Source organism: Dactylosporangium sp. NPDC051485 (assembly GCF_040682015.1).
Classification (GTDB): Bacteria; Actinomycetota; Actinomycetes; order Mycobacteriales; family Micromonosporaceae; genus Dactylosporangium.
Genome location: NZ_JBFAZW010000139.1, coordinates 1 through 23,231, shown reverse-complemented (window position 1 = coordinate 23,231; position 23,231 = coordinate 1). Strand labels below are relative to the sequence as shown.

The window sequence follows — 23,231 nt, the reverse complement described above, 5'->3', positions numbered from 1 at the left end:
GCACGGGTGGCGCGTCGTCGCGGATCAGCCAGCACGCCCCGCCGAGCACCACCTGGATGCCCGCCGCGCCCGGCACCGACGCGAAGCGCTGCCCCCACGGCGGCCGCCAGGCCAGGCGGGCCGAGACCGGGCGGCCGGCGCGCATCGCGGCGACCGCATCGCTGAGCACATCCACGCCGTCAAGCATGCCCGCACGCGCGTGCCCCCAGGACGCAGCGGCACGGACCGGCGAGCCGAGCACGTCCACGCCGTCACGCATGCCCCCGGCGCGAGACGCACGCGTATGTCCCCGGGACGCTGCGGCATGGGCCGGTGACCCACGCGTCCGTAGCGTCGGGCCCGTGAAGGCGATGCGGATGCATGCGTACGGGGACGCCGGGGTGCTGCGGCTGGACGAGGTCCGGGCGCCGGTGCCCCGGGACGGGGAGGTGCTCGTGCGGGTGGCGGGGACCTCGTTCAACCCCTCCGAGATCGGTCTGCGCAACGGGTGGCTGCGCGGGGTTTTCGACGTGTCCTTGCCGTACACCGTGGGATGGGACCTGGCGGGAACCGTCGTCGGCACCGGGGAACCGGTCGTCGCGCGGGTGGACGGGGGCGCGGCCGCCGGCCTCGTCGCCGTGGAGGCGGGCCGGCTCGTGCGGGCGCCCGGGGGCGTGCCGCTCGCCCACGCGGCCGCGCTGCCGGTGGCCGGCCTGACGGCGTGGCAGGCAGTGTTCGAGCACGCGCGGGTCGCGGCGGGCATGTCGGTGCTCGTCAACGGCGCCGGCGGCGGGATCGGCGGCTTCGCGGTGCAGCTGGCCCGGCACGCCGGGGCCGTGGTCACCGCGACCGCGAGCCCGCGCAGCGAGGCCGTCGTGCGGGCGCTCGGCGCGCACGAGGTGCACGATTACCGGCTCGGCCTGCCGCCCGGCCCGTTCGACGTGGTCGTCAACCTGGTCCCGCTGGAGACACCCACGGATCTGGTACGGCACGTGCGCCCCGCCGGCACCGTGGTGTCCGTGACCACGCCGGTCGCGGTGCCACCCGGCTCGGACGTCAGATCGGTCCACTTCGTGATGCGTGACGACACCGCGCACCTGGCCAGCCTGGTGGCCCTGGTCGACGCCGGGGTCGTGCGGCTGGACATCGCCGCGCAGCGCCCGCTGGCGGACCTGCCCGCGGTCCACCGCGACGCCGAGGCCGGCCTGCTGCGGGGCAAGACGGTGCTGACGCCCTGACGGCTCACGTCACGAGCACGGCAACGCCACCAGCGCGAGCACGTGGCGGGCCGGGCTGCCGGGCGGGGCGGCCAGGACCAGGTCGGTGCCGTGGGCCCGGTGGCGGGCGGCGAGCGCGTGCAGGACCGCGACCCCGGCGCTGGCCAGGTACGTCACGCCGGCCAGGTCGACGGTCAGCGGCAGGGTGCCGCCGCGCGAGCGGTACAACAGCTCGTGCTGCACCCGGTCCACGCTCCCCCCGTCGATCGGCCCGGCCAGCACCACCCGGCCCGGGTGCCCGGCATCGTCCATGATGGACAGTTCGGGGTCGGCCGCGGGCTGCGGGCACGGGCGCGACTCGGGGGCGGACCGGCCCAGCAAGGCGGCCGGGCGGGTGAGGCGGTGGTGCAGGGTGGCCACGGTACCGTCGCCGGATCGATCCAGGCTGAGGTCGTCCACGAGCTGTGAGGACAGGGCCAGGCCGCGCCCGCGCGGGGAGACCCTCCGCGGCTCCCGCCAGGCGCCCCGGCCGGTGACGGTGACCTCGGCCACGCCGGTATCGGTGAGCCGGGCGACGACCCCGACCTGCTCGCCGGCGGCGGAGTGCTCGACCGCGTTGGTCACCAGCTCCCCGACGGCGTGCTGGAGGGCGAACGCGTCCTCGTCGGTCACGCCGAGGGCTTCCAGCCAGGCGCCGAAGGTCTTGCGCAGCGCGCCGAGCCGGGTCAGGTCGGGCGGCACGTCGGCGCGCAGCGGCTCGGGCGGGGCGGCCAGCTGGGCGGCCAGCAGGGTGATGTCGTCGCGGTAACCGCTGGCCCGCACCAGCAGCTCGACGATCTGCGTGCAGGCCCGCTCGGCCGGGGACGCCCCCGGTGCGTGCAGGGCGCGGCCGGCCACCGCGTCGGCGGCGACCCGGGCCAGCTCGGCGGCGGCCTCCTCGGCGGTGCGGCCCGGGCGCTCGATGATGCCGTCGCTGTAGAGCAGCAGCACGTCGCCGGGGGCCAGCCGCGCGGTCGCGACCGGGAACGCGCCGCCGGTGCCGAGCGGGGCGCCGCCCGAGGCGGGCAGGTAGCGGGCCTCGCCGGTGGCCGAGACGACCAGCGGCGGCGGGTGGCCGGCGGTGCAGTAGGCGAGCTCGCCGGTGGTGACGTCGAGGACGGCCACGCAGGCGGTGGCGGCCCGGGCGGACGGCACCCGGCGGGCCAGGCGGTCGGCGGCGGAGACGGCGGCGGCCGGGCGGGCGCCGTCGTCGAGCCGGTCCTGCAGCACGGCCCGCAGCTGGCCCATGACCCCCGAGGCGGTGACCCCGTGGCCGACCACGTCGCCGACGACGAGCCCGACGGACCCGCCCGGGCGCGGCACCGCGTCGAACCAGTCGCCGCCCGCGGCCGCGCCCGCCCCGGCCAGCAGGTAGCTCGCGGCCACGCGCACGCCCGGCAGCAGCGGCAGCCCGCGCGGGAGCAGCGCCTGCTGCAGCGCGTCGACGACGTCGCGGGCCCGGCGGTACTGCTGCTGCATGTCGGCGGCGTGCCGCTCGGCCGACAGCTGGGCCTGGACGAGGCCGGTGACGTCGACGCCGCCGCCGATGACGCCGCGGATGCGCCCGTCCGGGTGGCGCCAGGGCGTGATGCTGAAGTCGGCGAAGATCTCCCGCACCGAGCCGTCGGGCAGGGTGAGGTGCGCGCGCCAGCGCTCGCCGGTGACGGGCTCGCCGGTGCGGTACACCTGCCGGTACAGATCGATCCACTGCTGGCCGGCCAGGTCGGCGAGGGCCTCGCCCAGCGGGCGGCCGAGCACGTCGAGCCCCTCGAACAGCGCGCGGGACGCCCCGTTGAGGCCGGCCACCGTCAGCTCCGGGCCCTCGCAGGCGATGAGGATGTAGGGCGCCTGCTCGACGGCTGAGCGGATCGGGTCGGCGTCCATGGGACCCATCCTGTCAGGCGTGCCTCAGGCGCACACCGGCCTAGGCGGGCACGCTGAAGGCCCGCAGGAACTCCGAGGGGCCACGGCGCCAGGCGCGCAGCGCGCGGTCGGCGAACGTGTCCATCGTGTCGCAGACCTCCTCCAGCGGCTCGAGCAGCGGCAGCGCCTCGGGCCGCTCCAGCCCGGCCGCGACTCGCGCGGTCAGGCCCTGGCGGGCGAGGCGGAGCAGTTCCCGGGCCAGGTCGCGGGCGCGGTACGGCCCGATGCTGGCCCGCAGCCCGCGGACCGCGACGTCGTCCGGGGCCCGGTCCAGCGCGGGCGCGGTCAGCTCGCGCAGCAGCGCCCCCGCCGCCGCCCGGGCCCGCGGGTCGTAGGCGAGGCCGGCCCACACCGCCGCGCCGGCCCCGAACCACGGCCACGGCGGCGCGTCGGACAGCCGCGTCTCCAGCGTGCGGCGGACCCGCACGTGCGGCCAGACCTGGCTCAGGTGCAGCTCCCAGTCGGCCTCGGTGGGGTACGTCCCGTCCCCGAAGCCCTCCTCGACCGCCTGCCGGAACGGGATCCGGGGCGCCGCCACGTGCGAGCCGCCGACCAACCGGTAGATCATCGGCAGGCGCGCCGCCCACTCGATGAGCTCGTCCACGCCCGCCCCCGCGTCCAGGGCGGCGCCGAGCACGCCACAGCGGCGGGGGTCGAACCGGCGCCAGTACTGCATGCGCCGCGACAGCGCCCCGGTGTCCGCGCCCGCGGCCACCGGCGAGTTCACGAACAGCGCGGCGACCACCGGCGCGGCCCGCACCAGCAGCCGCAGCTTGTCCATGAGGTCGTCCTCGGACACGTAGTCCAGGGTCGTCTGGGCCGACAGGATCAGGCCCATCACCTCGTCGGCGTGGCCGCCGTCGGGGCCGAGGTCGCGGAAGTACTCCCGCATGACCCGCACCCGGGGCTTGGGGTTCCACGCGATGCCGTCGGCCGCGGCGAAGGGCACGATCCCGCCCGTCGTCAGCGCGATGCCGTGCGCGGCGCCGATGCCCGCCGCGGCCAGGAGGTTGTCGCGCACGTCGGCGACCGCGCCGGTGACGGTGGCGAAGGTGGCCGAGGAGTACTCCAGCGCGCCCCCGGTCTCCAGCGTGAACGTGCCGCCGCCGGGCATCGCGGCCCCCACGGTGAACGCGCCGTCCAGCACCGGGCTGGCCCCGTGCCCGCGCACCAGCCCGTCGAACAGCGCCAGGGCCTGCGGGTAGGACGCGTTGCGCAGGTTGTTGCGGCAGACCAGCCCGACCTCGACCTCGAGGCCGACCGCCTCGGTCCGCCCGGGCGGCGCGGCGAAGACGCGGCGCAAGTCCAGGCGCGGCACCGTGTCTGTCTGACCCACTCGGGCCTCCCTTGTTAGGCGCGCCCAAGGCCCCCGCCCGCCGCCGGAAGACGCCCATAGTAGCCGAGCCTTCCCCGGAGCGTAATCGTCGCAGAGTACGAACTACCCTTTCCGGGGTGGAAGATCAGCAATATCCCCCGGCCGGCCCGTACGAGATCGGCTCCGACGTCTGGCCCGGCCTGGCCAAGCTGGCCGAGGAGGCCGGCGAGCTCATCCAGATCCTGGGCAAGCTCATCGGCGTCTCCGGCCGCGAGCGCTACTACGACGAGTCCGACCTGCGTGAGCGCCTCATCGAGGAGTGCGGGGACCTGACCGCGGCCATCGCCTTCTTCACCGAGACCAACGGCCTGGGCACCGAGGTCGATGCCCGGGCCCGCCAGAAGCTCGCCACCTTCCGGCACTGGCACGACCTGGGATGACCATTTTTTGTCGTACCCCTCGGGCATGATGCCCGCATGTTGCTCCCCATCCTGTTGCGTTCGTGGGGCCCCGACACGTGCGACCCGTCCGACCTGGCCGACTGGCACCCGGGCAACCCCGCCCGCGGCCAGTGCGGCCCGACCGCCCTCGTCGCGGCCGAGGTTCTGGGCGGCCTCCTGGTGCACGGCCGGGTGACCGCCGGCGGCGAACCGGCCGGCCACCACTACTGGAACCGTCTCCCCGACGGCACCGACGTCGACCTGACCCGCGACCAGTTCCGCCCCGGCGAGCTCGTCGTCGGCGCCGAGCCGCTCGCCCTCCCACAGGGCCCGCCGTCCCGCCTGCGCGGCCAGCACGCCCTGCTGCGCCACCGGGTCCTGACGGCGCTGGGCCGCCTGCCTCCCCCGCCCGCCACCGAGCCGATCCGCCTGGCGCTGGCCCTGCTGGTCGACCCGGGCGGCGCGGTGCTGCTGCGCCGCCGCTCCCCCACGGCCCCGTTCGAGCCGTCCCAGTGGGCCCTCCCCGCCGCGCAGGCCCAGCCCGGCGCCCCGATCGAGGAGGCCGCTCGCCGCGCCCTGGCGGAGGAGGCCGCGGTGGAGTTCACGGACCGGCTGCTCCCGCACTGGCACGGCACCCTGCCCGACGTGACCGGACGCGCTTCGCACCTGGAGATCACGGTCCTGGCGGGCCGCTGCGACCTCGGCGACGCCGGCATCCTCGCCGACGACCTGGCCACCACCGACCTGGCCCCGACCGCCGCGGTCGCCCTGCAGGGCCTCATCCGCAGCAGCCGCGCCAGCCCGGTGCGCGCCGAGACCGCCGGCCGCCGCGCCGGCGCCTGACAACCCGCGGCGTCCCCCTTCCGGGGGCCGATTGCGAGCGTTCACCGACGCGGGGCCGGTGCTCGCGGCGCGGCGCCGAGCGGGCTCTCACCGAGTCGGTGGAAGCCGTGGCCGCGGCGGGCGCGGCTACCGGCGCACCACCAACGCCGGCACGGTCAGGCCCGGCGCCGCGGCCGACGGCGAGTCAACGAGACAGCCGACGGCCGCAGCACGGGGCAGCGTCCCAGGCCGACGCTGTATCGCAGAGCAGGCTCGCAGAACAGGCTCGCAGAACAGGCTCGCAGTGATCGTTGGGCGGCGGGCCGACGAGGCAGCGAAAGGGGCAGCGCGGGCAGCGCGGGCAGGAAGTTGGGTGCCGGGAGCACCAGAACTGGCCGGTGCTCAGGGGCCTCGGGCGCGGATCGTGGACGGCAGCCGCGGGCGCCCGGTTGAGCCGGTGCGTCGCGTTCGGGGGCGGTGGGGCCTCGGGCGGGACACACTGGGGAGGTGGGGGACTTGCGGTTCGTGGTGCAGCTGCATCGGGCGCGGCGGGTGCACTACGACTTCCGGCTCGAGATGGGCGGGGTGCTCGCCAGCTGGGCCGTGCCGAAGGGGCCCTCGCTCGACCCCAAGGTGCGGCGTGCGGCGTTCCACGTCGAGGACCATCCCATGGAGTACGTGGCGTTCGAGGGGATCATCCCGGCCGGGACGTACGGGGGCGGGGACGTCATCGTGTGGGACGCGGGGACCTGGGTGCCGTACAAGGACGGGGATCCGGTCGCGGCGGTCGCCGGCGGGGAGCTGCACATCGAGTTGTACGGCGAGAAGCTGCGCGGCAAGTTCGTCATCGTGCGCACCCGCGGGGACGAGTGGCTGCTCATGCACAAGCGCGACGAGCACGCGGTCGACGGGTTCGATCCGGCCGGCCTGCCGCTGTCGGTCCTCAGTGGACGCTCCAGCGACGAGGTGAAGGCCGATCCCGAGTTCCTGTGGCGATCCGATCTGCCCGCGGCCCGGGCGGCGGTCCGGCTGCGCGGGCCCGCGAAGGTTCCGCAGGCGCGCGCGGCGGTCCAGCTGCGCGGGCCCGCGAAGGATCCGCAGGCGCCCGCGGCGGAGGATGCGCAGGCGCGGGAGGAAGCGCTCGCCCAGCTCGACGGGTTCGGGGAGAGCGGCACCTGGCGGGTGTTCGGGCGGGAGCTGCGGGTCACCAACCTCGGCAAGGAGCTGTTCCCGGGGCGCGGGCGGGAGGCGCCGGTGACGAAGCGGGAGCTGCTGCGGTACACCTTGGACATCGCCCCGGCCGTGGTGCCCTATCTGGCCGGGCGGGCGCTCAACCTCCACCGGTATCCGAACGGGGCGGGGACGAAGGGGTTCTGGCAGAAGGCGTTGCCGGGGCACGCGCCCGAGTGGCTGCCGCGGTGGACGGAGCCCACGTCGGGCAGCGACCACCTCGTGGTGGACGAGCCGGCCGCGCTGGTCTGGGCGGTGAACTTCGGCGGGCTGGAGTGGCACCCGTGGACGTCGCGGACCGAGCGGCCGCAGCGGCCCTCGTATGCGCTGGTCGACCTCGATCCCGGGGACGGCACCTCGTGGGACGACCTGCTGGTGCTGGCGCGGCTGCACCGCACGGCGTTCGAGCACCTCGGCGTGGCGGCGCGGGCGAAGGTGAGCGGGCGGCGCGGGATCCAGATCTGGGTGCCGATCGCGGAGGGGCCCGGGTTCGACGAGACGCGGGGCTGGGTGGAGCGGTTGTCGCGGTCGGTCGGGGCGGTGGTGCCCGAGCTGGTGAGCTGGGCCTGGGAGAAGGCGGAGCGGGGCGGGCGGGCGCGGCTGGACTTCACCCAGAACGCGGTGAACCGGACGCTGATCGCGCCGTACAGCCCGCGGCCCGCGCCGGGGGCGCCGGTGTCGGCGCCGATCGACTGGGACGAGCTCGACGACCCGGGGCTGCGGCCGGACGAGTTCACGATCCGCACCATCGGGGCGCGGCTGGCCGCGCGCGGCGACCTGTTCGCCGGCGTGCTGGAGCACACGCAGCAGCTGCCGCCGCTGCGGTAACGGTTAGTCCGGGTCGGTGCCGAGCTTGGCGTGCAGGTGCTCGTCGTGGCGGCGGCCGTCGCTGCGGTAACGGTTAGTCCGGGTCGGTGCGGAGCTTGGCGTGCAGGTGCTCGTCGTGGCGGCGGCCGTCGCCGTAGGTGTAGGCCTCGCGCAGCACGCCCTCCAGGGGGAAGCCGGCCGCCTGGGCCACGCGGCACGAGGGCGGGTTGGCCACCGCGTGGGCGAGTTCGATGCGGTGCAGGCCGGCCACGTCGAAGGCGAAGCGGGCGGCGGCGCGCACCGCCCGGGCGGCCACGCCGCGGCCGCGGGCGGCGGGGACGGTCCAGTAGCCGATGGTGGCGTTGGCGTTGGAGGCGTCGACGCGGATGGAGACCGAGCCGAGCAGCGGGCCGCCGGGGGCCGCGACCGCCCAGGCCAGGCGGGTGCCGGCGGACCAGTCGGCGCGCTCGCGGATCCAGGCCAGGGCGTTGGCGTGGGGGTCCTCGGCGTAGGCCGGGGGCGGGTTCCACATCCGCAGCGCCGGGTCGGTGAAGGCGTCCGCGACGGCATCGGCGTCGGCGTCGGCCGGGGCGCGCAGCACGAGGCCACCGAGATCGAGGGCGGCGGGCACCAGCGGAACGTCGGACACGGCGGGGACTGTACGCGGCTCCTCCCCCACAAGTCTCGGGTTTTGCTGCGATCCATTGATTCCCCTCGGCCGGGGGCCAAACATGGCATCGATCGGGTGGCTCCGCGCCGAAATCGCGGCGCGTCTGGGGCGGGCTGCCGAAACTGGCGGTACCGGAAGCGAAGCATGCGATCGCACAAGCTCACCGGCAGCCGGGTGACATCCCCCACTGGCCGCGGGGGACAGCACAACACGGCGGTATGGCGCCGGCCGCATCAGCAGCTCGCGGCCGGCGTCATGCCCGGGCATGCGCGGCGGATGTCCGGCGGCACTCGTCGAGGATGTCCGGGCGCAGCAGGTGACCGAACCCGGCCCGGTCCAGGCGCACGACCAGTCCCTGCCGATCGGTGCCCAGCGCCGCGGCCGTCTCGTCGAGGTTCCACGCGTGCGCGGCCAGCCGGGACAGCAGGTGGCCGCGCCGGGCCTGCGCCGCCGAGAGCCGGAATGTCTTCAGGTACGCCACCTCCCCCGACGGCGTCGTGATGCTCTCGCCGATGTGGTTCTCCGCGGCGGGATCGAAGGGCGGGAGGAAGCGGGACAGGGTGAAGCGGCCCAGGCGGTACACCGGGCGGCTCGGCATGGCCCGCACGGTGAACATGACCTCGTCGTGGAAGGCGGCCCACTCGGCCCGCACCCGGGACAGCTCCGCCCGCAGGTCCGCCACCGAGTGCACGGCGGCGTCACGCAGGGGCTGGGCGAAGCCGGGCACGGCCGGGTAGAGCTGGGTGTAGAGGTACAGCAGCTCGCCGTAGGAGTCCTGCAGCAGCGTCGGGTGCAGGGCCCGGTAGTCGTCCGGGTGCGGGACGACGAAGACGCTCGCGAGGGCATCGGCCAGGTAGAGGGCGACGCCGCACTGACCCGGGTGGATCTCGAAGACGCGCAGGGCGTCGTCGAGGCCGCGCACCTCGGCGCCGCGGTAGGCCTCCTCGACGCGCGGGGAGAGGCCGCGGGCGACGGCGGCGCGGGTCCACTCCTCCCAGGCGATCGGCGGGCCGTCGAACTGCAGGTCGAGGAAGCCCTCCAGGGCCAGGTGCAGCGGCAGGAAGCGCAGCCGGTGGCGGTCCTCGCGGCGGGTCATGCGGCGGCGGAAGCGCAGGCCGGCGACCCGTGGGAGGCCGGGCTCGCGCGGGTCGCACAGCTGGGTGCCGTAGGCGGCCGCGGGGGTGCCGTCCGGGGTCCAGGTCGCCACGAAGGCGTGCGGGATGTAGGAGACGTAGGCCTCGCGCGGGTGCAGCTCCACGATGGACAGTGCGTCCTCGTCGTAGACGCGCCGGTGCAGGCGCAGGTCCGCGATCGGCTCGTCGCGCAGCAGCGGCACGAGCCGGGCCGCGCCCCAGTGCTGGGCGGGGCCGGCGCGCAGTCCCGGGATCACCGCAGGAATCCTTCCACTCGTTCGCGCAGGTACTCGGACAGCTCGGCGAAGCTCGCCGCGCCGGTTGCGAAGCGGGCCAGCTCGACCAGCGCCGCGATGTCCTCCGCGTCGCGCACGCCGACGCTGGGCACGAAGGGCGAGAGCCGGCGCACGTCGAAGGCCTCGCCGTCGAAGACCGGGTTGAGGTGCACGACCGAGGTGCGCCCGGCCGGGTCGAGCCGCTGCCGCCACACCCGCAGCACCTCGGCAGCCTGCCCGGGCGGGGCGTTGTCCCAGCCGTCGGAGACCACGATCACCCGGTCGGGGCGCTGCTCGAGCGCGTCGAGGAGCCGCTCCCCCAGCGGCGTGGCGCCGGCCGGGTGGACCAGCAGCGGGTCGCCGGTGTGGTTGAGCCAGAGCCCGCGGTACCGCGGGGACAGCGCCTCGAGCAGGTAGTGCGCCGCGAGCGCCACCGCGAGGGGCCGGCGCCGCTTCACCGCCGAGCCCGACGACGAGTAGCTGTCGTCGAGCACGGCCACCACCGGGCCCCAGGTGCCGGCCCGGCGCCCGGCCGCGCGACGGGCGGCGGCCCGCAGCGCCGCGGTCAGTTCCTCGCGGCGGCGGGACCGCTCGGGCCGGGGCAGGGACAGCGCGTAGAGGGCGAGCCGGGTCAGCGGCTGGCGCTCCAGCGCGCCGCCGACCGCCTCGCCGCCCGAGCGCTGCAGCCGCAGCCGCTCCAGCTCGGTGAGCCGGGGCGCGATGGACCGCAGGAAGCCGGCCCGGTCGAGGTCACGGCGCCGCGTGGAGGCGAGCCCCTCGGCGACGGTGTACGGCAGGTCGAACAGCGCGTCCTTCTCGTAGTGGGCGCGCCGCCACGACTCCAGGATCGGCGTGGCGTAGCGCTTCGGCCGGCGCCAGTCGAACAGCACGGTGCCGACCTCGGTGGGCAGCCGCAGGTGGGCGTGGCCCGCCGCGGCGGTGAGGCCGCGGCGGTACTTCACGGCGTCGAAGGCCACGTCGGGCCGGGCCGCGACCCAGTCCCGCACGATGGCGCGGGTGCGACGGTTGTTGATGCCCTCGGCGCGCAGAGCGCGGAACAGGCGGTACACCCGCTGCGGCGCCAGCCGGGCCAGCCGGGCGGCGATGAGGCGCCCTTCGAGCCGTCGCTGCTCCAGGTGTACGTCCTGAGCCGACCGCAGCAGGTGCAGCGCGATGGTGGCCGCGTTGAGGTCGTTGATGTCCAGCGCGAGGGTGGATGCGTAGATCTCGCGGTAGTTGACGCGCACGTAGTCGTGGAGGAACCGCAGCGACAGCCGCTGCTCCTCGGCCTCGGTGTGGAACTCGCGCTGCCCGGTGGCGGCGACGGCGGCGTTGACGAACATGACGACGTCCTCGCACGCGGTGAGCTCCGACAGTTCCACGGCACCTTCCCCTTGGTGAAGCGAAAAGGCCGGTCGGGGAGTTCGGCGTGCGAACTGCGAAGCTTCGCTGTAGAGGCGGGTTCCGGAAGTCGCGCGTGCAGTCCCGCGACCGGCCGGGTCAGCCTAGCGCCGCCCGGCCGGTCCCCGCGCCCGCATTTCAGCCGCCCGAGGAGCTGACGGCGGTGAAGGGCCCATCCCACTTCGCGGGGCCGGAAGGTTCCGTCTATCTGCGACCCGAGCGCCAGCCGCGCACGCCCAGCACGCCGACCGTCGTGCCGATGGCGAGGGAGGCGGCGATGAGCACCACGTGCACCCAGAGGAAGGCGGTCGGCCCGCCGGACGGGCCCCAGGCGCGATCGTCGCGCCAGATGGCGAGCAGGAACCGGGGCCAGATCACCCAGGTCCATACGCCGACCAGCACCAGGAACACGGACCACCTACGCGAGAGCACCACGCGGGCAAGTATCCGCCCCGCGCGTGGAACGAATGAAACACCCTGGGTTTCTTGACAATCGGCGCCGATCGATGCTGTGCCGACGAACACTCCGTTACATTTGTGTTTCATTTGTTACACACCGCACCCTCGGAGGTCACTGCGATGCAACGAACGCTGTTACCGCTGGTCGCGGGCGGGGTCATGGTCGCCCTGGGGCTGGCCGGGGCGCCCGCCGCGCAGGCCGGGCGGGGCACCGAGCCCTCGGCCCGCGTCTGGGTGACCACGATCGACCGGGCCGAGCTCATGCACGAGCGGGCCGCCGTGCCGTTCGGGACCGCGGCGAGCGGGCAGGTCACGATCACCGTCGACCCGAGCCGGACCTACCAGAGCATGGACGGCTTCGGGGCGTCGATCACCGACTCCTCGGCCAGCGTGCTCTACCGGCTCCCCGCCGAGCAGCGGGCCGCGGCGATGAAGGCGCTCTTCGACCCGGCCTCCGGGGCCGGGGTGAGCTTCCTGCGCCAGCCGATCGGGGCGTCGGACTTCACGGCGGCGCCGGAGCACTACACGTACGACGACATGCCGCCCGGGCAGACCGACTTCACCCTCGCCCACTTCAGCGTCGAGCACGACCGGGCGCAGGTGCTGCCCCTGCTGCGGGAGGCCAAGCGGCTCAACCCGCAGCTGAAGATCATGGCGACCCCGTGGAGCCCGCCGGCCTGGATGAAGACCGGCGACTCCCTCGCCAGCGGCGAGCTCAAGGACGACCCCGAGGTGTACGCCGCCTACGCCGCCTACCTGACCCGGTTCGTGCTCGCCTACACCGCCGCGGGCGCGCCGATCGACTACATCACCGTGCAGAACGAGCCGCAGAACCGCGACGCCGGCGGCGGCCCGGTCATGGGGCTCGACACCACCCAGGCCGCCAAGGTCATCGAGATTCTCGGGCCGCTGCTGCGGTTCCTCAGCCCCCGCACGAAGATCCTCGGCTACGACCACAACTGGCAGACCCACCCCAACGACGTCGCCAACACCCCGCCCGGGCAGGACCCGGAGACGAACTACCCCTACAAGCTGCTGTCGGGCCCGGCCTCGAAGTGGGTCGCCGGCACGGCGTACCACTGCTACTACGGCGACCCGGGCGCGCAGACCGCCCTGCACGACGCGTTCCCGGACAAGGGCATCTGGTTCACCGAGTGCTCCGGCTCGCACGGCGCCGGCGACACCCCGGCGCAGTACTTCACCGACACCCTCAAGTGGCACGCCCGCACCATCACCGTCGGCGTCACCCGCAACTGGGCCAAGTCGGCGGTGACCTGGAACCTCGCCCTGGACCCGACCGGCGGCCCGCACCTGGGCGGCTGCGGCACCTGCACGGGCCTCATCACCGTGCGCGACGACGGGACCTGGACCACCGACGCCGAGTACTACACGATCGGTCACCTGGCCAAGTTCGTGAAACCCGGCGCCGTGCGCATCGCCAGCACCAGCTTCGGCAACCCCGCCTGGAACGGCGAGGTCACCGACGTCGCCTTCCGCAACCCGGACGGCTCGACGGTCCTGGTGGCCCACAACGAGAACGACGCGCCCCGGACCTTCACCGTCGCGGTCGGCGGCCACGCGTTCGACTACACCCTGCCCGGCGGCTCGCTCGCCACGTTCACCTGGCCGGCCAGCCGGGTGCTCGACGACGGCCTGCGGTTGCTGTCCATGGCCGGCGCCACGGCCACGTCCTCGCCGCCCGGCACCGACGCCAAGGCGGCCGTGGACGAGGACGGCTCCACCCGCTGGTCCAGCGGGACGGGGCAGGAGCCCGGGCAGTACCTCCAGGTCGACCTCGGCTCGGCGAAGCAGGTGCGCCGGGTCGCGATCGACAGCGGCGCCAGCGTCGGCGACTACGCCCGCGGCTGGCAACTGTCCACCAGCGCCGACGGCACGCACTGGACGACCGCCGCCCAGGGCACCGGGACCGGACAGCTGTCCAATGTGGACATCAGGCCGACCCGGGCGCGCTACCTGCGCATCACGTCGACGGCCTCCGCCGGCAACTGGTGGAGCATCGCCGACATCCGCCTGTACTCGTAGTAGGGAGTTCGCATGAAGCTCCGAGCGCGAGGGCCAGCGTCATCATGTCGTCGACGAACTCGTAGTGCGTGTACGACATCAGCACAGTCGGTCACTCTATAACCACACGCTGACCTCGAGCCGCCCAGTATTACCGAGGTCGAGGGGGGCTTCCGGGCGTACCACCTGGGCGGGCGCCCCCTGCCTGGGTGACACCGACAGGTAGACCCCGCTGGTCGCCACCACGGTCGGGTCGGTGACGAGGTTGCGCCACGCGAGCACGGCCGAGGTGCTCTGGCCGGGCGCGAGCGTCACCGGGTGGGCGGTCTGGTTCCAGTGGGTGCTGGGCACGATGTCGACGGGCAGCACCTCCCGGTCCTTGCCGAGCACCGCGACCTGCGGGCGCCCGGCGACCTGGTACGGCCGGTCGCCGCAGTTGGTCAGCTTGACGGCCATCTCGCGGTACCCCATGGCCGCGTCCCCGCGCTCGGCGGTGACCCGCACCCCCTCGCCCGGGCACCCGGCCGGGTCCTGCTCGGCGTCCGGGCCGGTGGACGGCACAACGGATGACCTCACCGGCGTGGGCAACGTGCTGCCCGGCGGCACCGGCTTCGCGCACGCGGCCAGCGCCGCGAGCACCCCGGCCGCGAGCAGCACTCGCGGCCCGGTCCTGACCGCACCTCCCCGTAGCCTCATGCGCACGCTCCTGCCGCCCGGGCCGGGAGCGACGGGTCGAGGGCGGCCACCGGCGCGGCGCCGGTCACCGCCACCGTGCGGTCCGGCTCCGCGGTCACGATGGCCTGACGGGCGCGGCCCGGGCCGGCTGGCGGGGTGGTCATCGCTGGACGGTACCGCGCGGGCGGGTACCGTCGGGGGCGTGGTCCTGCCCAGCGCCGCGGAGATCCGGGACGCGACCTGTGTCGCCTGCCCGGGCCAGTCGCTCGCGCTGGGCTCCTTCGACGTGGCGCCGCGGCCGGGCCCGGGGCACCCCTACGACCCCACCCGGGGATACCGGGTGGACGCGGCCACCGGGACGCCGACGTGCGTGCACGCGTACCGGGTCGGCGTGCCGCCGGCCGCCTACGCCTCGCAGGGGCTGCCGCTGCCGGACGGGTCCGCGTCGCCGCCCTCCCCGGCCGCGGACGATCTGGAGCTGCCCGACGACCCGACCCTGCTGGAGGCCTGGCTGGTGGCCGTGGTGCGCTCGGCGCCCTCCGCCGGCCTGGGGGCGGCGCTGCGGCGGGCGGAGACGACGGCGCTGACCCGCTTCCCGCCCGGCGACGTCGTCGACGCCCTGCGCAGGGTCCTGACGTGTGAGCTCACCCGCAGGCGGTGACGCCGCGAAGCGCCCTATGCGCGCACGGACAGGGACAGCAGCTGCAGCGCGGCCGCCGACGGTGAGCCCGGCTCCGCCGTGAACGTCAGGAAGATCTGGTCAGAGGCGGTGTCCGGGTGGAGCACCTCCTGCGTCAGCGTCATCCGCCCGACGACGGGATGCCGGAACTCGCGGACCGCGGCCACGCATTCGTCGATGGCGTGGTCCGCCCACAGCTCGGCGAAGCGCTGGCTGCGCACGCACAGGTCACCGACCAGCTCGGCGAGCTTCGGGTCGTCGGCGTGCCGGGCGGCCAACATCCGCAGGTAGGCGACGCACTCGCGGGTCTTGCTGGACCAGTCGACGTACAGCTCCCGCATGTGCGCGTCCAGGAAGAGCATCCGCGCCTTGTTCGGCCGCTCCGCCGGGCGGTCGGCGCGGTCCGGGTCGACGTGGCCGGCCAGGAACGCGTGGCCGATCCGGTTCCAGGCCAGCACGTCGCCGCAGCGGCCCAGCACGACCGCCGGGACGTCGGTCATGGCGGCAAGCAGCTGCCGCACCCCGGGGCGCGCGTGCTCGACCTCCGGGGCCGGCGGCACGGCCGCAGCGGCCGGGCGGGCGAGGGTGAACAGGTGGCGGCGCTCCAGGTCGGACAGGCGCAGCGCGCGGGCGAGGGCGGCCAGCACCTCGTCGGAGGCATTCTGGCTCTGGCCCTGCTCCAGACGGATGTAGTACGACACGCTGACCCCGGCCAGCTGGGCCAGCTCCTCACGGCGCAGCCCGGCCACCCGGCGCCGCTCGCCGTAGGAGACCAGGCCGACGTCCGCGGGCCGCAGGCCGGCCCGGCGGGACTGCAGGAACTCGCCCAACCCCTCCATGCGTGCCAGTCTGCCAGTCGCGCCGGCGCGGAGCCTGCCACTGCCGGTGGTACCAATGACGCGGGGCTTTCTCGACGATCGCCGGGCGCCGCAGGGTGTCGGCATGACCGCAGTCCTCGAGACCGCCCCGGCCCGGATGTCCGGGCGGCAGCGCACGACGCTCCTGCTGCTGCTCGGCGCCCAGTTCATGCTCGCCGTCGACTTCTCCATCCTCAACGTGGCCCTGCCCGCCATCGGTGCCGGGCTGCACTTCCGCCTGGCCGACCTGCAGTGGGTGGCGACCGCGTTCGCGTTGCCGGCGGCCGGCTTCACGCTGCTGTTCGGGCGGATCGGCGACCTGTTCGGCCGGCGCCGGCTGTTCCTGGCCGGACTCGCGCTGCTCGTGGTCGCCTCGCTGCTCGGCGGGCTGGCCCAGACCCAGGCCCAGCTGCTCACCGGGCGGGTGCTGCAGGGCCTCGCCACGGCGATGGCCACCCCGGCCGCGCTGTCGCTGCTCACCACGGCGTTCCCGGAGGGGCCGCTGCGCGACCGGGCCCTCGGGCTCAACGGCGCGCTGCTGTCCGGCGGGTTCACCACCGGCGCCCTGGTCGGCGGGCTGCTCGCGGACGTGCTCTCGTGGCGGTACGCCTTCCTGCTCAACGTGCCCGTGGCGCTGATCGTCCTGGCGGTGGCCCCGTTCGTGGTCGAGTCCGGGCGCTCCCCTCAGCGGCCCCGGCTGGACGTGCCCGGCGCCGCGACCGTCACCGCCGGCCTTCTGCTTCTGGTGTACGGCCTGAGCCAAGGCGCCCACCTCGGCTGGACGAACCCCGTCGTGCTGGGCGCGCTCGCCGCCGGCGCGGCGCTGCTCGCCGCCTTCTGGCGGATCGAGGCCCGCGCGGCCGCGCCGCTCGCCCCCATCAGCATCCTGCGCCGCCCGACCGTGCGCTGGGGCAACCTCGGCGGCCTGCTCGTCTTCGCGATGGGCTCGGCCGTGGTCTTCCTCAGCACCATCTACCTCCAGGACGTGCTCGGCTACCCGCCCCTGGCGACCGGTCTGGCCTTCGGCATCCCCGGGGTGGCCGCGGTCTTCGCCGGCGTCCTCGGCGGGCGGCTCATCGGCCGGTTCGGCCGCCGGGTGACGCTGGTCGGCGGCCTCGCCGTGCAGGGCCTCTCCTTCGCCACGCTGGCCCTGCTCGGCGACGCCCGGGTCATGTACTGGCCGCTGCTGGCCGCGCTCGCCGTCGGCTTCTTCGGGCACGTGGCGGCCATCGTGGCATACACGGTGACGGCCACCTCGGGGCTGCCCGACGGCGAGCAGGGCCTGGCCACGGGCCTGTCGACGCTGACACAGCAGGTGGCGCTGACCATCGGCATCCCGCTGATGAGCGCGGTGGCCGCGGCCGGGCCGTCCGTGCTCGGCGGGCTGCACGCCGCGGTGCTGGCCGACGCCGCGATCACCCTCGTCGGCGCGTTCGCCATCCATCGCGGCCTGCGCCGGGTGGTCTGAGGTAAGCGGTGTGCACCAGGTGGTCCAGCAGCCGGGACAGGGCCGCGGCCGGGTGCATCGTCGCCGCCGAGCAGCACCCCGGGCGGCCCGGGCGGGCACGGCCGGCCGCCGGAGGCAATCGCCCCGGCGGCCGACCTGGATGTGTGCGTGGTCAGCGGCAGTGCCAGACGGCCGGGCGGCCTTCGCCCTCGGCGACGACGCCGGCGATCGTGGTGCCGTCGGCGCTGATGGCGAAGGCCATGGCCGGCTCGCCGTGGGGGCCCGTCAGCGGGTCGGACACGCCGTTGAGCGCGACCCGCTGGGCCGGGACGTCCGAGCCGTTGCCGGTCAGCAGCGCCATGCCGCCGGCCGTGCCCGCGCGGGCGCCGAGGTCGCCGCCCGGGGGCAGCTCGGTCACCGTGCCAGCGGTCAGGTCCCAGCGCACCGCGGTCGGGCCGGCGCTGCCATAGGCGTACTTCCCCGCGACCGCCCAGGCCTGGCCGCCCTGGCTGCCGGCCGGCAGCGGCAGCGCCCGCGGCGTGCCGTCCGGGGCCCACGCGACCGGCACCCCGTGCACGCCCCCGACGACGGTGCCGTCGTCGCCGATACCCCGGGCCGTGGCCGACAGGACGTCCTTGTCGCCGGCGCCGGCCGGCACCCGCAGCGCGTGCACGGCCCCGTCCCTCGACCACGTCACCGGCGCGGTCTGGTCGAGGCTCTGGCCGTGCACCCAGCCGGCGACCACCCCGGAGGCGTTGACGGCGCTCGGGTTGGTCCACCGGTACCCGGAGAGCCGGGCCAGCTCGATCTTCTGCGCGCCGGCCAGCACCCAGCCCGTGCTCTCGTCCGCCTGGTTCACCTCGTAGCCGACCACGGACCCGTCGGCCCCGATGTCGGCCACGTCGCCGGTCACGCCCTGCAGCCGCTCGAGGAGCCCACCTTCGCCCCACCGCGCCGGGTGCGGGTGCTGCGGGTCGACGAAGCCCCCGATCAGGTTGCCGGCCGGGTCGATCGCCCTCGCCATCGCGGTCGTGCCGGCCGGGACCTCCAGGTAGGCGGCCGTGCAGCCGGACGCGGGCGCACCGCCGGCCGACCGGGTGCCGCCGGTCGCGGGCGGCTCGATCCCGGACGGCCCCGCCCGCATCGGCCCGAAGGCCGCGAACGTGCCGACCGCGGCCAGCACCGCCACCCCGGCCGCCGTACTGCTGAACACCATCCTCCGCGCGCGGGCCCGCCGCCCGTCGGCGACGGCCCGGCGCACGTCGGCACCGCTCGGCGGCACGTCGGCCGCCAGCATGAGCTGTCGCAGCTCGTCCTCGTCCATCTCAGCGCTCCTCGATCGTCGAAAGCATCTCGCGCAGCGCCTCCAGCCCCCGCGAGCTCTGGCTCTTCACCGTAGTCAGTGAACGTAAAAAGCCAAGGAAGTTTCGGAACCCCCGACAACACCCCTGACCAGCAACATCCCACCTGGTGCGACCCCACTCGATGCACCGCGGACCCCGCAACGCAGGCAGCAGGCTACCAATCGAGCGTCGGCGGCGAGCACCGCTCGGCCGACCTTCAGCTCAACCTGCGCGCGGGCAACTGGCCCATCCCGCCGCACGCCGTGGCGTCCCTGTCCGAGTCGGTAGCGCCGTGGCGCTGCTCGACGTACCTGCGGATCACCGTCGACCGGTACACCGAACTGGCGATGCCGGTCGAGTCCGCCGCACCGCTCCTGGCGGCCCTGTCGGCGCTCGTCGCCTCCGCGATGACCGACGAGGAGGCGAACCGGTGAGCCGGGTAGACAACGCGATCCGGGCGGCAGCGGGCTTCACTGTCGTCGGACTGGCTGGCATCGCCGGTGCGATCTCCTACAGCCACATGGCCGAACTCGCCGAGGCGCACGGCGAGCACAGTTGGCGGGCGCACATGTTCCCGCTGTCGGTCGATGGCATCGAGATCGTGGCGTCCCTGGTGCTGCTGGCCGACAAGCGCGCCGTGCGCCGCTCCGGGTACCTGCCGTGGGCGGCGCTGATCGCCGGCACGGCGGCGAGCTTCGCCGCCAACGTCGCGGTGGGCGGCTCGGACTGGATCGGCCGCGCGGTGTCCGGCTGGCCCGCGTTCGCGTTCCTGATCGCGGTCAAGCTCCTCTTCGGCCTGCTCGACCACCCGACAGCCGAACCGGCCGCCGAGGCGGAAACCGAGCCCGTCCGGGTGACCGCGCTGATTCCCGAGACACCTTCCGGGACGGTCCCCCTCGTCCTGGACGGTCCCGCCCGTCCCGTCCTGAACGTCGGGGACGACCGAGGCACGCGGGACGATCACCCAACCGAGTCGGACGGCCCGGCGGACGGCCGGAGCGACGCTCAGCCAATCGCAGAAACGGCGCCCACGCCGGTGCCGGTACTGCCGTCCACGCTCGACGTGTCGGCGTTGCTGCCCGCGGCCCGCGACGCCCGGAACAAGCTGCTCAGTGCGGGGCGTTCGGTAAGCCGTGACGCTCTGGCCCGACAGCTGCGAGCTGATGGCCATGCCGCCTCGAATACTCGCGTTTCAGCAGTGTTCAAGGCGCTCGCGGCTGAGGCGTTGCCCGACGAACCTGCCGCGTAGCGCGCTGACATCGACGGCCGGCAGCCCCGCCCTGGGGCTGCCGGCCGTTCCTACACATTGAACAACCTGGGCGGCGCGGCAGCGGTCCGCGACTCCGCACGGTCGCCCACCTCGTACTAGCGGCCCGCGCGGCCCGCATCAGTTTCACCGCTGCTGGCCGGTCACTGTCGCGGGACAACCCCGCCGAGGGCATGCGCGAAGGCGGGCGCGGCGTGTCCAACGAACGGGCCTCACTCCTCGTCAGATTCATGGCCACACCTGTCAGCCGACACGGGTGCGACAGACGTAGATCCAGTGGCGCCACTGTCCAGAACTCGGACAGGACAGGTACCGTCGTGGTCAGTGGTGGGAACGAAAGACGCCGGCCTATTGGGAGCGATGCCATGCCCCGACGAAAGGTTAGCGCCGATCCGGCTTTTGGGGGACGGCTTAAGCAACTGCGCGAGCTGCAAGGCATGTCGTTGCGCCGACTCGGCAAGGCTGTCCACGTCTCTCACGGACATCTGTGGGACCTTGAGGCGGGCACCAAACGCCCGAGCGTTCCTGTAGCCGCACTGCTAGACGCTGCCCTCCAGGCTGGAGGACAACTGTCCGCCATGGTGCGGCTGGTGTCAGCCGACAGCACTTCGCGGCCTGTTGGCGCCGAAGTTGAGGCGGCAGTTGCTCCCGGTGGACTAGAGTTCGCGCCGGATTGGCGACATGGCGTTGATATCGCTTTGGACTTGTGGCGGGAAGATATGCAAAGGCGAGACCTCCTACGCGGAGCCGGATTTAGTGCATCGATATTTCTAGCCCCCGCCATGCGGTGGCTTACTTCACCGCTGGATGAACGGCCGGCAGGTGCAGGCGCTCGACTCATCGGTGATCCAGACATAGAAACCGTCCGTCGCATCACGGCTACCTATCGAACATTGGATAACCAATTCGGAGGCGGCCACATTCGCGATAGCGTCATCCGCTTTCTCGGCAATGATGTCGAGGAAATGCTGAACGGGCGATATGATCCAACCACGGGCCGCGCCCTACTATCTGCGGCTGCGGAAGCAACGCAATTGGCCGCTTGGACATCATATGACGCCGGAATGCACGGCTTGGCGCAGCGCTACATGATTCAAGCGCTGCGATTGGCTGCCGGCGCCGGTGATCGCGCCCTCGGCGCGGAGATCCTCGCGGCAATGAGTCATCAGGCGGCCTACATGGGCGCCTCCGCAGAAGCTGTTGACCTTGCTCGCGCCGCGGGCAGAGCGGCAACCGAGGCTGGAATCGCAGCAATCCAAGCAGAGTCAGCCGTGCTTGAAGCTCAAGGCCACGCGGTGGGCCGTAACGAAGCGGCGTGCGGCGCAGCTTTGAACAGGGCTGAGAAGGTGTTCGACAAGGCAGATCGGGCCAGTGATCCGCAGTGGATCGGATACTTCGATGAGGCTTACCTCGCGGCGAAGTTCGCGCACTGCTTCACTGCCCTTGGTCGGGGTGATATAGCGCAGCGTTTCGCTGTGCGGTCGCTGGACATGGACGGCAGGCATTACGCGAGAGGGCGGCAGTTCAACTTGGCACTGCTGGCAGTTGCCCACGTCCAGTCAGGTGAACCCGAAGAGGCGAGTAAGGTTGGAATGCAGGCGTTGGAGGCGGCAGAAGGTCTGCATTCGTCGCGGGCGCGGGATTATCTCGCAGACCTTGCCGACCGCCTTGCAAAACATGTTGGTCTGCCCGCCGTGCGGGAATTTGCTGAGCTAGCACGGCCGGTACTCCAGTCCAGCTAAAGTCTGCCAGTCGCCTTCAGTAGCAAGACGGCGAGCAGGCCGGATATGGTACCCGCTCCTATGATCTCGCCGCTCTCCATGAGTTGCTGAACCCGGTCGAGCGGAATCCAGTCGATGGCTTCTGCCTCGTTGATGTCTGGCGCCTCGCCCGTGAAGTCCGCGCCGCGGGCGAGGAACACCGCATTCTCCTGATCGATCGTCCCCACCATCGGCTGGAACGTCACGATTCGTTCCATGTTCCGCGGTCGCCAGCCGGTTTCCTCTTCGACTTCTCGCGCCGCGCACGACGTTGGGTCCTCTGAGGGATCTAGATAGCCTCCAGGCAGCTCCCACACCCAGCGGTTCAGAATGAATCGGTGCCGCCACATCATCAAGACACGCTCGGCATCGTCTAACACAATGACCATTGCGGCGCCCGGCACCCGCAATACGTATTGTTCAAATCGAACGCCATCCGGCAACTCCACGTCGGCAACGCTCAGGACAGCGCGCCGGGTGTCGTCGATGATGCGCTCGCCGTGGATCGTCCACTCGCTGGCGCGCTTCGGCTCCGTGGTCATAGACGAACACTATCCGGCGTACGCCGATCGGGTACGCCGCAGGTGAGTGTCGGCTGACAAGCGGCTTACGGCGTTCCCCTTTCAATTCACCGGCTGCGACGGCAAGGCTACTGATCGAAAGGTGTCGTGACCAGGTGCGCAGCCTTGCTGGCTAACGCAGTTACAGGGGTCACACCCGGCACCGATCACCGAGTCCCCCCGCCGCTTCGCGACGCATGGGCCGTGGCAGCGGGTGAACAGGCTGGGCGCACCGCCTTGTGGGCGGGCGGCGCTGTTGAGGCGGTGCGCCCGGCCGCCTGGAGATCGAGAGGGAGCCATGAGCACCTATCGAGGCGTGGGTTCGATCGAACGTGCGCAGGCGGATCTTGACCGTCATGTGATGTCGTGCGGCGACGGCCTGTGCGTTGCTTGCGGTGTGCCGGGTCCGTGTGAGGCGCGCGAGCGGGCGGCGCGGTTGTTCCGCCCGTCGCTGCGGTTGCCTCGGCGGACGCCGGGTGCGTCGCGGCCGGAGCTGGTGGGAGCGCGGCGGGTCAGCGGCGCCGGTCTGGCGCGGGCGAGCTGAGGCGGCTTGCGGTGCCTACACGACGGGTTGAGTCGACGGTGCGGCCGGGTGACGTCGTGTACGTCGGTTCGGCTGCGAGCCCGCAGTTCGCTGCGGGGAACGGGTTCTGCTTCCGGGTGATCCGTACCCATGACTGGACCACGTCGTGGGAGGGCTGGGCGTGGCTGGACGGCTACCAGCTCAACGCGGCCGGTGATGCGGTCGAGCGCCGGTCGATCTATGTCGACCTGATGGGGCTGCCTGCGGCGGTGCTGCCGCCGAAGCGGCGGTGAACGGGTGTGGTGTCGGCGCGCCGCTGCGGAGTGCGCCGACACCACACCAAGGGGCAGGAACGTGACCGATTGAAAAGATAATGGTTAAGGAAATT

General features: G+C 73.5%; 23 protein-coding genes. 11 read left to right on the top strand and 12 right to left on the bottom strand.

Translation table 11 applies throughout. From position 1 onward, the window contains the following. A partial coding sequence (locus AB0M46_RS45495) for a cupin domain-containing protein (protein WP_363346823.1) occupies window positions 1–187 on the bottom strand: 187 nt, incomplete at its 3' end. Window positions 188–350: 163 nt separating this feature from the next. Between AB0M46_RS45495 and AB0M46_RS45490 the strand changes: the two genes are divergently transcribed. Beyond that, window positions 351–1,217, top strand: a complete 867-nt coding sequence (locus tag AB0M46_RS45490; RefSeq protein WP_363346821.1) for an NADP-dependent oxidoreductase — start codon at window positions 351–353, stop codon at window positions 1,215–1,217. A gap of 9 nt (window positions 1,218–1,226) precedes the next feature. On the opposite strand, the gene AB0M46_RS45485 is transcribed toward AB0M46_RS45490, so the two are convergent. Both AB0M46_RS45485 and AB0M46_RS45480 read right to left on the bottom strand, forming a co-directional pair. Beyond that, window positions 1,227–3,119, bottom strand: coding sequence for a SpoIIE family protein phosphatase (locus tag AB0M46_RS45485; RefSeq protein WP_363346817.1), 1,893 nt, complete (start codon window positions 3,117–3,119; stop codon window positions 1,227–1,229). Window positions 3,120–3,159: 40 nt separating this feature from the next. After that, window positions 3,160–4,494 carry a glutamate-cysteine ligase family protein gene (locus tag AB0M46_RS45480; RefSeq protein ID WP_363346815.1) on the bottom strand — a complete coding sequence of 445 codons (1,335 nt, stop codon included), beginning with the start codon at window positions 4,492–4,494 and terminating at the stop codon, window positions 3,160–3,162. A gap of 116 nt (window positions 4,495–4,610) precedes the next feature. Here AB0M46_RS45480 and AB0M46_RS45475 point away from each other — a divergent pair, with 116 nt between their 5' ends. The 3 genes from AB0M46_RS45475 to AB0M46_RS45465 all read left to right on the top strand — a co-directional run bounded on the left by AB0M46_RS45475 (window position 4,611) and on the right by AB0M46_RS45465 (window position 7,793). Beyond that, window positions 4,611–4,913, top strand: coding sequence for a hypothetical protein (locus tag AB0M46_RS45475; RefSeq protein WP_363346813.1), 303 nt, complete (start codon window positions 4,611–4,613; stop codon window positions 4,911–4,913). A 36-nt stretch (window positions 4,914–4,949) separates the two neighbouring features. Then, window positions 4,950–5,756, top strand: a complete 807-nt coding sequence (locus AB0M46_RS45470) for an NUDIX domain-containing protein (RefSeq protein WP_363346811.1) — start codon at window positions 4,950–4,952, stop codon at window positions 5,754–5,756. 486 nt (window positions 5,757–6,242) lie between these two features. Then, window positions 6,243–7,793 carry a DNA polymerase ligase N-terminal domain-containing protein gene (locus tag AB0M46_RS45465; protein ID WP_363346809.1) on the top strand — a complete coding sequence of 517 codons (1,551 nt, stop codon included), beginning with the start codon at window positions 6,243–6,245 and terminating at the stop codon, window positions 7,791–7,793. 73 nt (window positions 7,794–7,866) lie between these two features. Here AB0M46_RS45465 and AB0M46_RS45460 read toward each other — a convergent pair whose 3' ends face one another. The 4 genes from AB0M46_RS45460 to AB0M46_RS45445 form a co-directional block, all read right to left on the bottom strand. Then, on the bottom strand, window positions 7,867–8,421 hold the full coding sequence (locus AB0M46_RS45460) for a GNAT family protein (protein ID WP_363346807.1): 555 nt from the start codon (window positions 8,419–8,421) through the stop codon (window positions 7,867–7,869). Between the two features lie 274 nt (window positions 8,422–8,695). Next, entirely contained in the window at window positions 8,696–9,832 is a 1,137-nt protein-coding gene (locus AB0M46_RS45455) for a hypothetical protein (RefSeq protein ID WP_363346805.1), read from the bottom strand. Then, window positions 9,829–11,232, bottom strand: a complete 1,404-nt coding sequence (locus AB0M46_RS45450) for a hypothetical protein (protein ID WP_363346803.1) — start codon at window positions 11,230–11,232, stop codon at window positions 9,829–9,831. Before AB0M46_RS45450 ends, AB0M46_RS45455 begins: the two co-directional genes overlap by 4 nt. A gap of 223 nt (window positions 11,233–11,455) precedes the next feature. Further along, on the bottom strand, window positions 11,456–11,686 hold the full coding sequence (locus AB0M46_RS45445; RefSeq protein ID WP_363346801.1) for a hypothetical protein: 231 nt from the start codon (window positions 11,684–11,686) through the stop codon (window positions 11,456–11,458). A gap of 144 nt (window positions 11,687–11,830) precedes the next feature. Here AB0M46_RS45445 and AB0M46_RS45440 point away from each other — a divergent pair, with 144 nt between their 5' ends. Beyond that, entirely contained in the window at window positions 11,831–13,753 is a 1,923-nt protein-coding gene (locus AB0M46_RS45440) for a discoidin domain-containing protein (protein ID WP_363346799.1), read from the top strand. A 96-nt stretch (window positions 13,754–13,849) separates the two neighbouring features. Here AB0M46_RS45440 and AB0M46_RS45435 read toward each other — a convergent pair whose 3' ends face one another. Together AB0M46_RS45435 and AB0M46_RS45430 are read right to left on the bottom strand one after the other, a co-directional pair. Beyond that, complete coding sequence (locus AB0M46_RS45435; protein ID WP_363346797.1) at window positions 13,850–14,428, bottom strand: DUF4232 domain-containing protein; 579 nt, start codon at window positions 14,426–14,428, stop codon at window positions 13,850–13,852. Then, window positions 14,425–14,571, bottom strand: a complete 147-nt coding sequence (locus AB0M46_RS45430; protein ID WP_363346795.1) for a hypothetical protein — start codon at window positions 14,569–14,571, stop codon at window positions 14,425–14,427. The genes AB0M46_RS45435 and AB0M46_RS45430 overlap by 4 nt, the downstream gene beginning before the upstream one ends. Window positions 14,572–14,609: 38 nt before the next feature. Between AB0M46_RS45430 and AB0M46_RS45425 the strand changes: the two genes are divergently transcribed. Beyond that, entirely contained in the window at window positions 14,610–15,068 is a 459-nt protein-coding gene (locus AB0M46_RS45425; protein ID WP_363346793.1) for a hypothetical protein, read from the top strand. Between the two features lie 14 nt (window positions 15,069–15,082). On the opposite strand, the gene AB0M46_RS45420 is transcribed toward AB0M46_RS45425, so the two are convergent. Further along, window positions 15,083–15,925, bottom strand: coding sequence for a helix-turn-helix transcriptional regulator (locus AB0M46_RS45420; protein WP_363346791.1), 843 nt, complete (start codon window positions 15,923–15,925; stop codon window positions 15,083–15,085). Between the two features lie 103 nt (window positions 15,926–16,028). On the opposite strand from AB0M46_RS45420, the gene AB0M46_RS45415 reads away from it, so the two are divergent. Continuing rightward, entirely contained in the window at window positions 16,029–17,411 is a 1,383-nt protein-coding gene (locus tag AB0M46_RS45415) for an MFS transporter (protein WP_363346789.1), read from the top strand. Between the two features lie 151 nt (window positions 17,412–17,562). On the opposite strand, the gene AB0M46_RS45410 is transcribed toward AB0M46_RS45415, so the two are convergent. After that, window positions 17,563–18,714 carry a hypothetical protein gene (locus AB0M46_RS45410; RefSeq protein WP_363346787.1) on the bottom strand — a complete coding sequence of 384 codons (1,152 nt, stop codon included), beginning with the start codon at window positions 18,712–18,714 and terminating at the stop codon, window positions 17,563–17,565. Window positions 18,715–18,792: 78 nt separating this feature from the next. Between AB0M46_RS45410 and AB0M46_RS45405 the strand changes: the two genes are divergently transcribed. The 3 genes from AB0M46_RS45405 to AB0M46_RS45395 all read left to right on the top strand — a co-directional run bounded on the left by AB0M46_RS45405 (window position 18,793) and on the right by AB0M46_RS45395 (window position 21,742). Continuing rightward, window positions 18,793–19,167 carry a hypothetical protein gene (locus tag AB0M46_RS45405; protein WP_363346785.1) on the top strand — a complete coding sequence of 125 codons (375 nt, stop codon included), beginning with the start codon at window positions 18,793–18,795 and terminating at the stop codon, window positions 19,165–19,167. After that, window positions 19,164–19,982, top strand: a complete 819-nt coding sequence (locus AB0M46_RS45400) for a DUF2637 domain-containing protein (RefSeq protein ID WP_363346783.1) — start codon at window positions 19,164–19,166, stop codon at window positions 19,980–19,982. Before AB0M46_RS45405 ends, AB0M46_RS45400 begins: the two co-directional genes overlap by 4 nt. 383 nt (window positions 19,983–20,365) lie before the next feature. Continuing rightward, on the top strand, window positions 20,366–21,742 hold the full coding sequence (locus tag AB0M46_RS45395; RefSeq protein WP_363346781.1) for a helix-turn-helix transcriptional regulator: 1,377 nt from the start codon (window positions 20,366–20,368) through the stop codon (window positions 21,740–21,742). Here the strand turns inward: AB0M46_RS45395 and AB0M46_RS45390 are convergent. Further along, window positions 21,739–22,302 carry an NUDIX hydrolase gene (locus tag AB0M46_RS45390; protein ID WP_363346779.1) on the bottom strand — a complete coding sequence of 188 codons (564 nt, stop codon included), beginning with the start codon at window positions 22,300–22,302 and terminating at the stop codon, window positions 21,739–21,741. The two genes, AB0M46_RS45395 and AB0M46_RS45390, sit on opposite strands and share 4 nt — an antisense overlap. A gap of 600 nt (window positions 22,303–22,902) precedes the next feature. On the opposite strand from AB0M46_RS45390, the gene AB0M46_RS45385 reads away from it, so the two are divergent. Beyond that, the gene (locus AB0M46_RS45385; protein ID WP_363346819.1) at window positions 22,903–23,136 is read left to right on the top strand and encodes a hypothetical protein; all 234 of its coding nucleotides are present in this window, start codon (window positions 22,903–22,905) and stop codon (window positions 23,134–23,136) included. The last annotated feature ends 95 nt before the right edge of the window (window positions 23,137–23,231 follow it).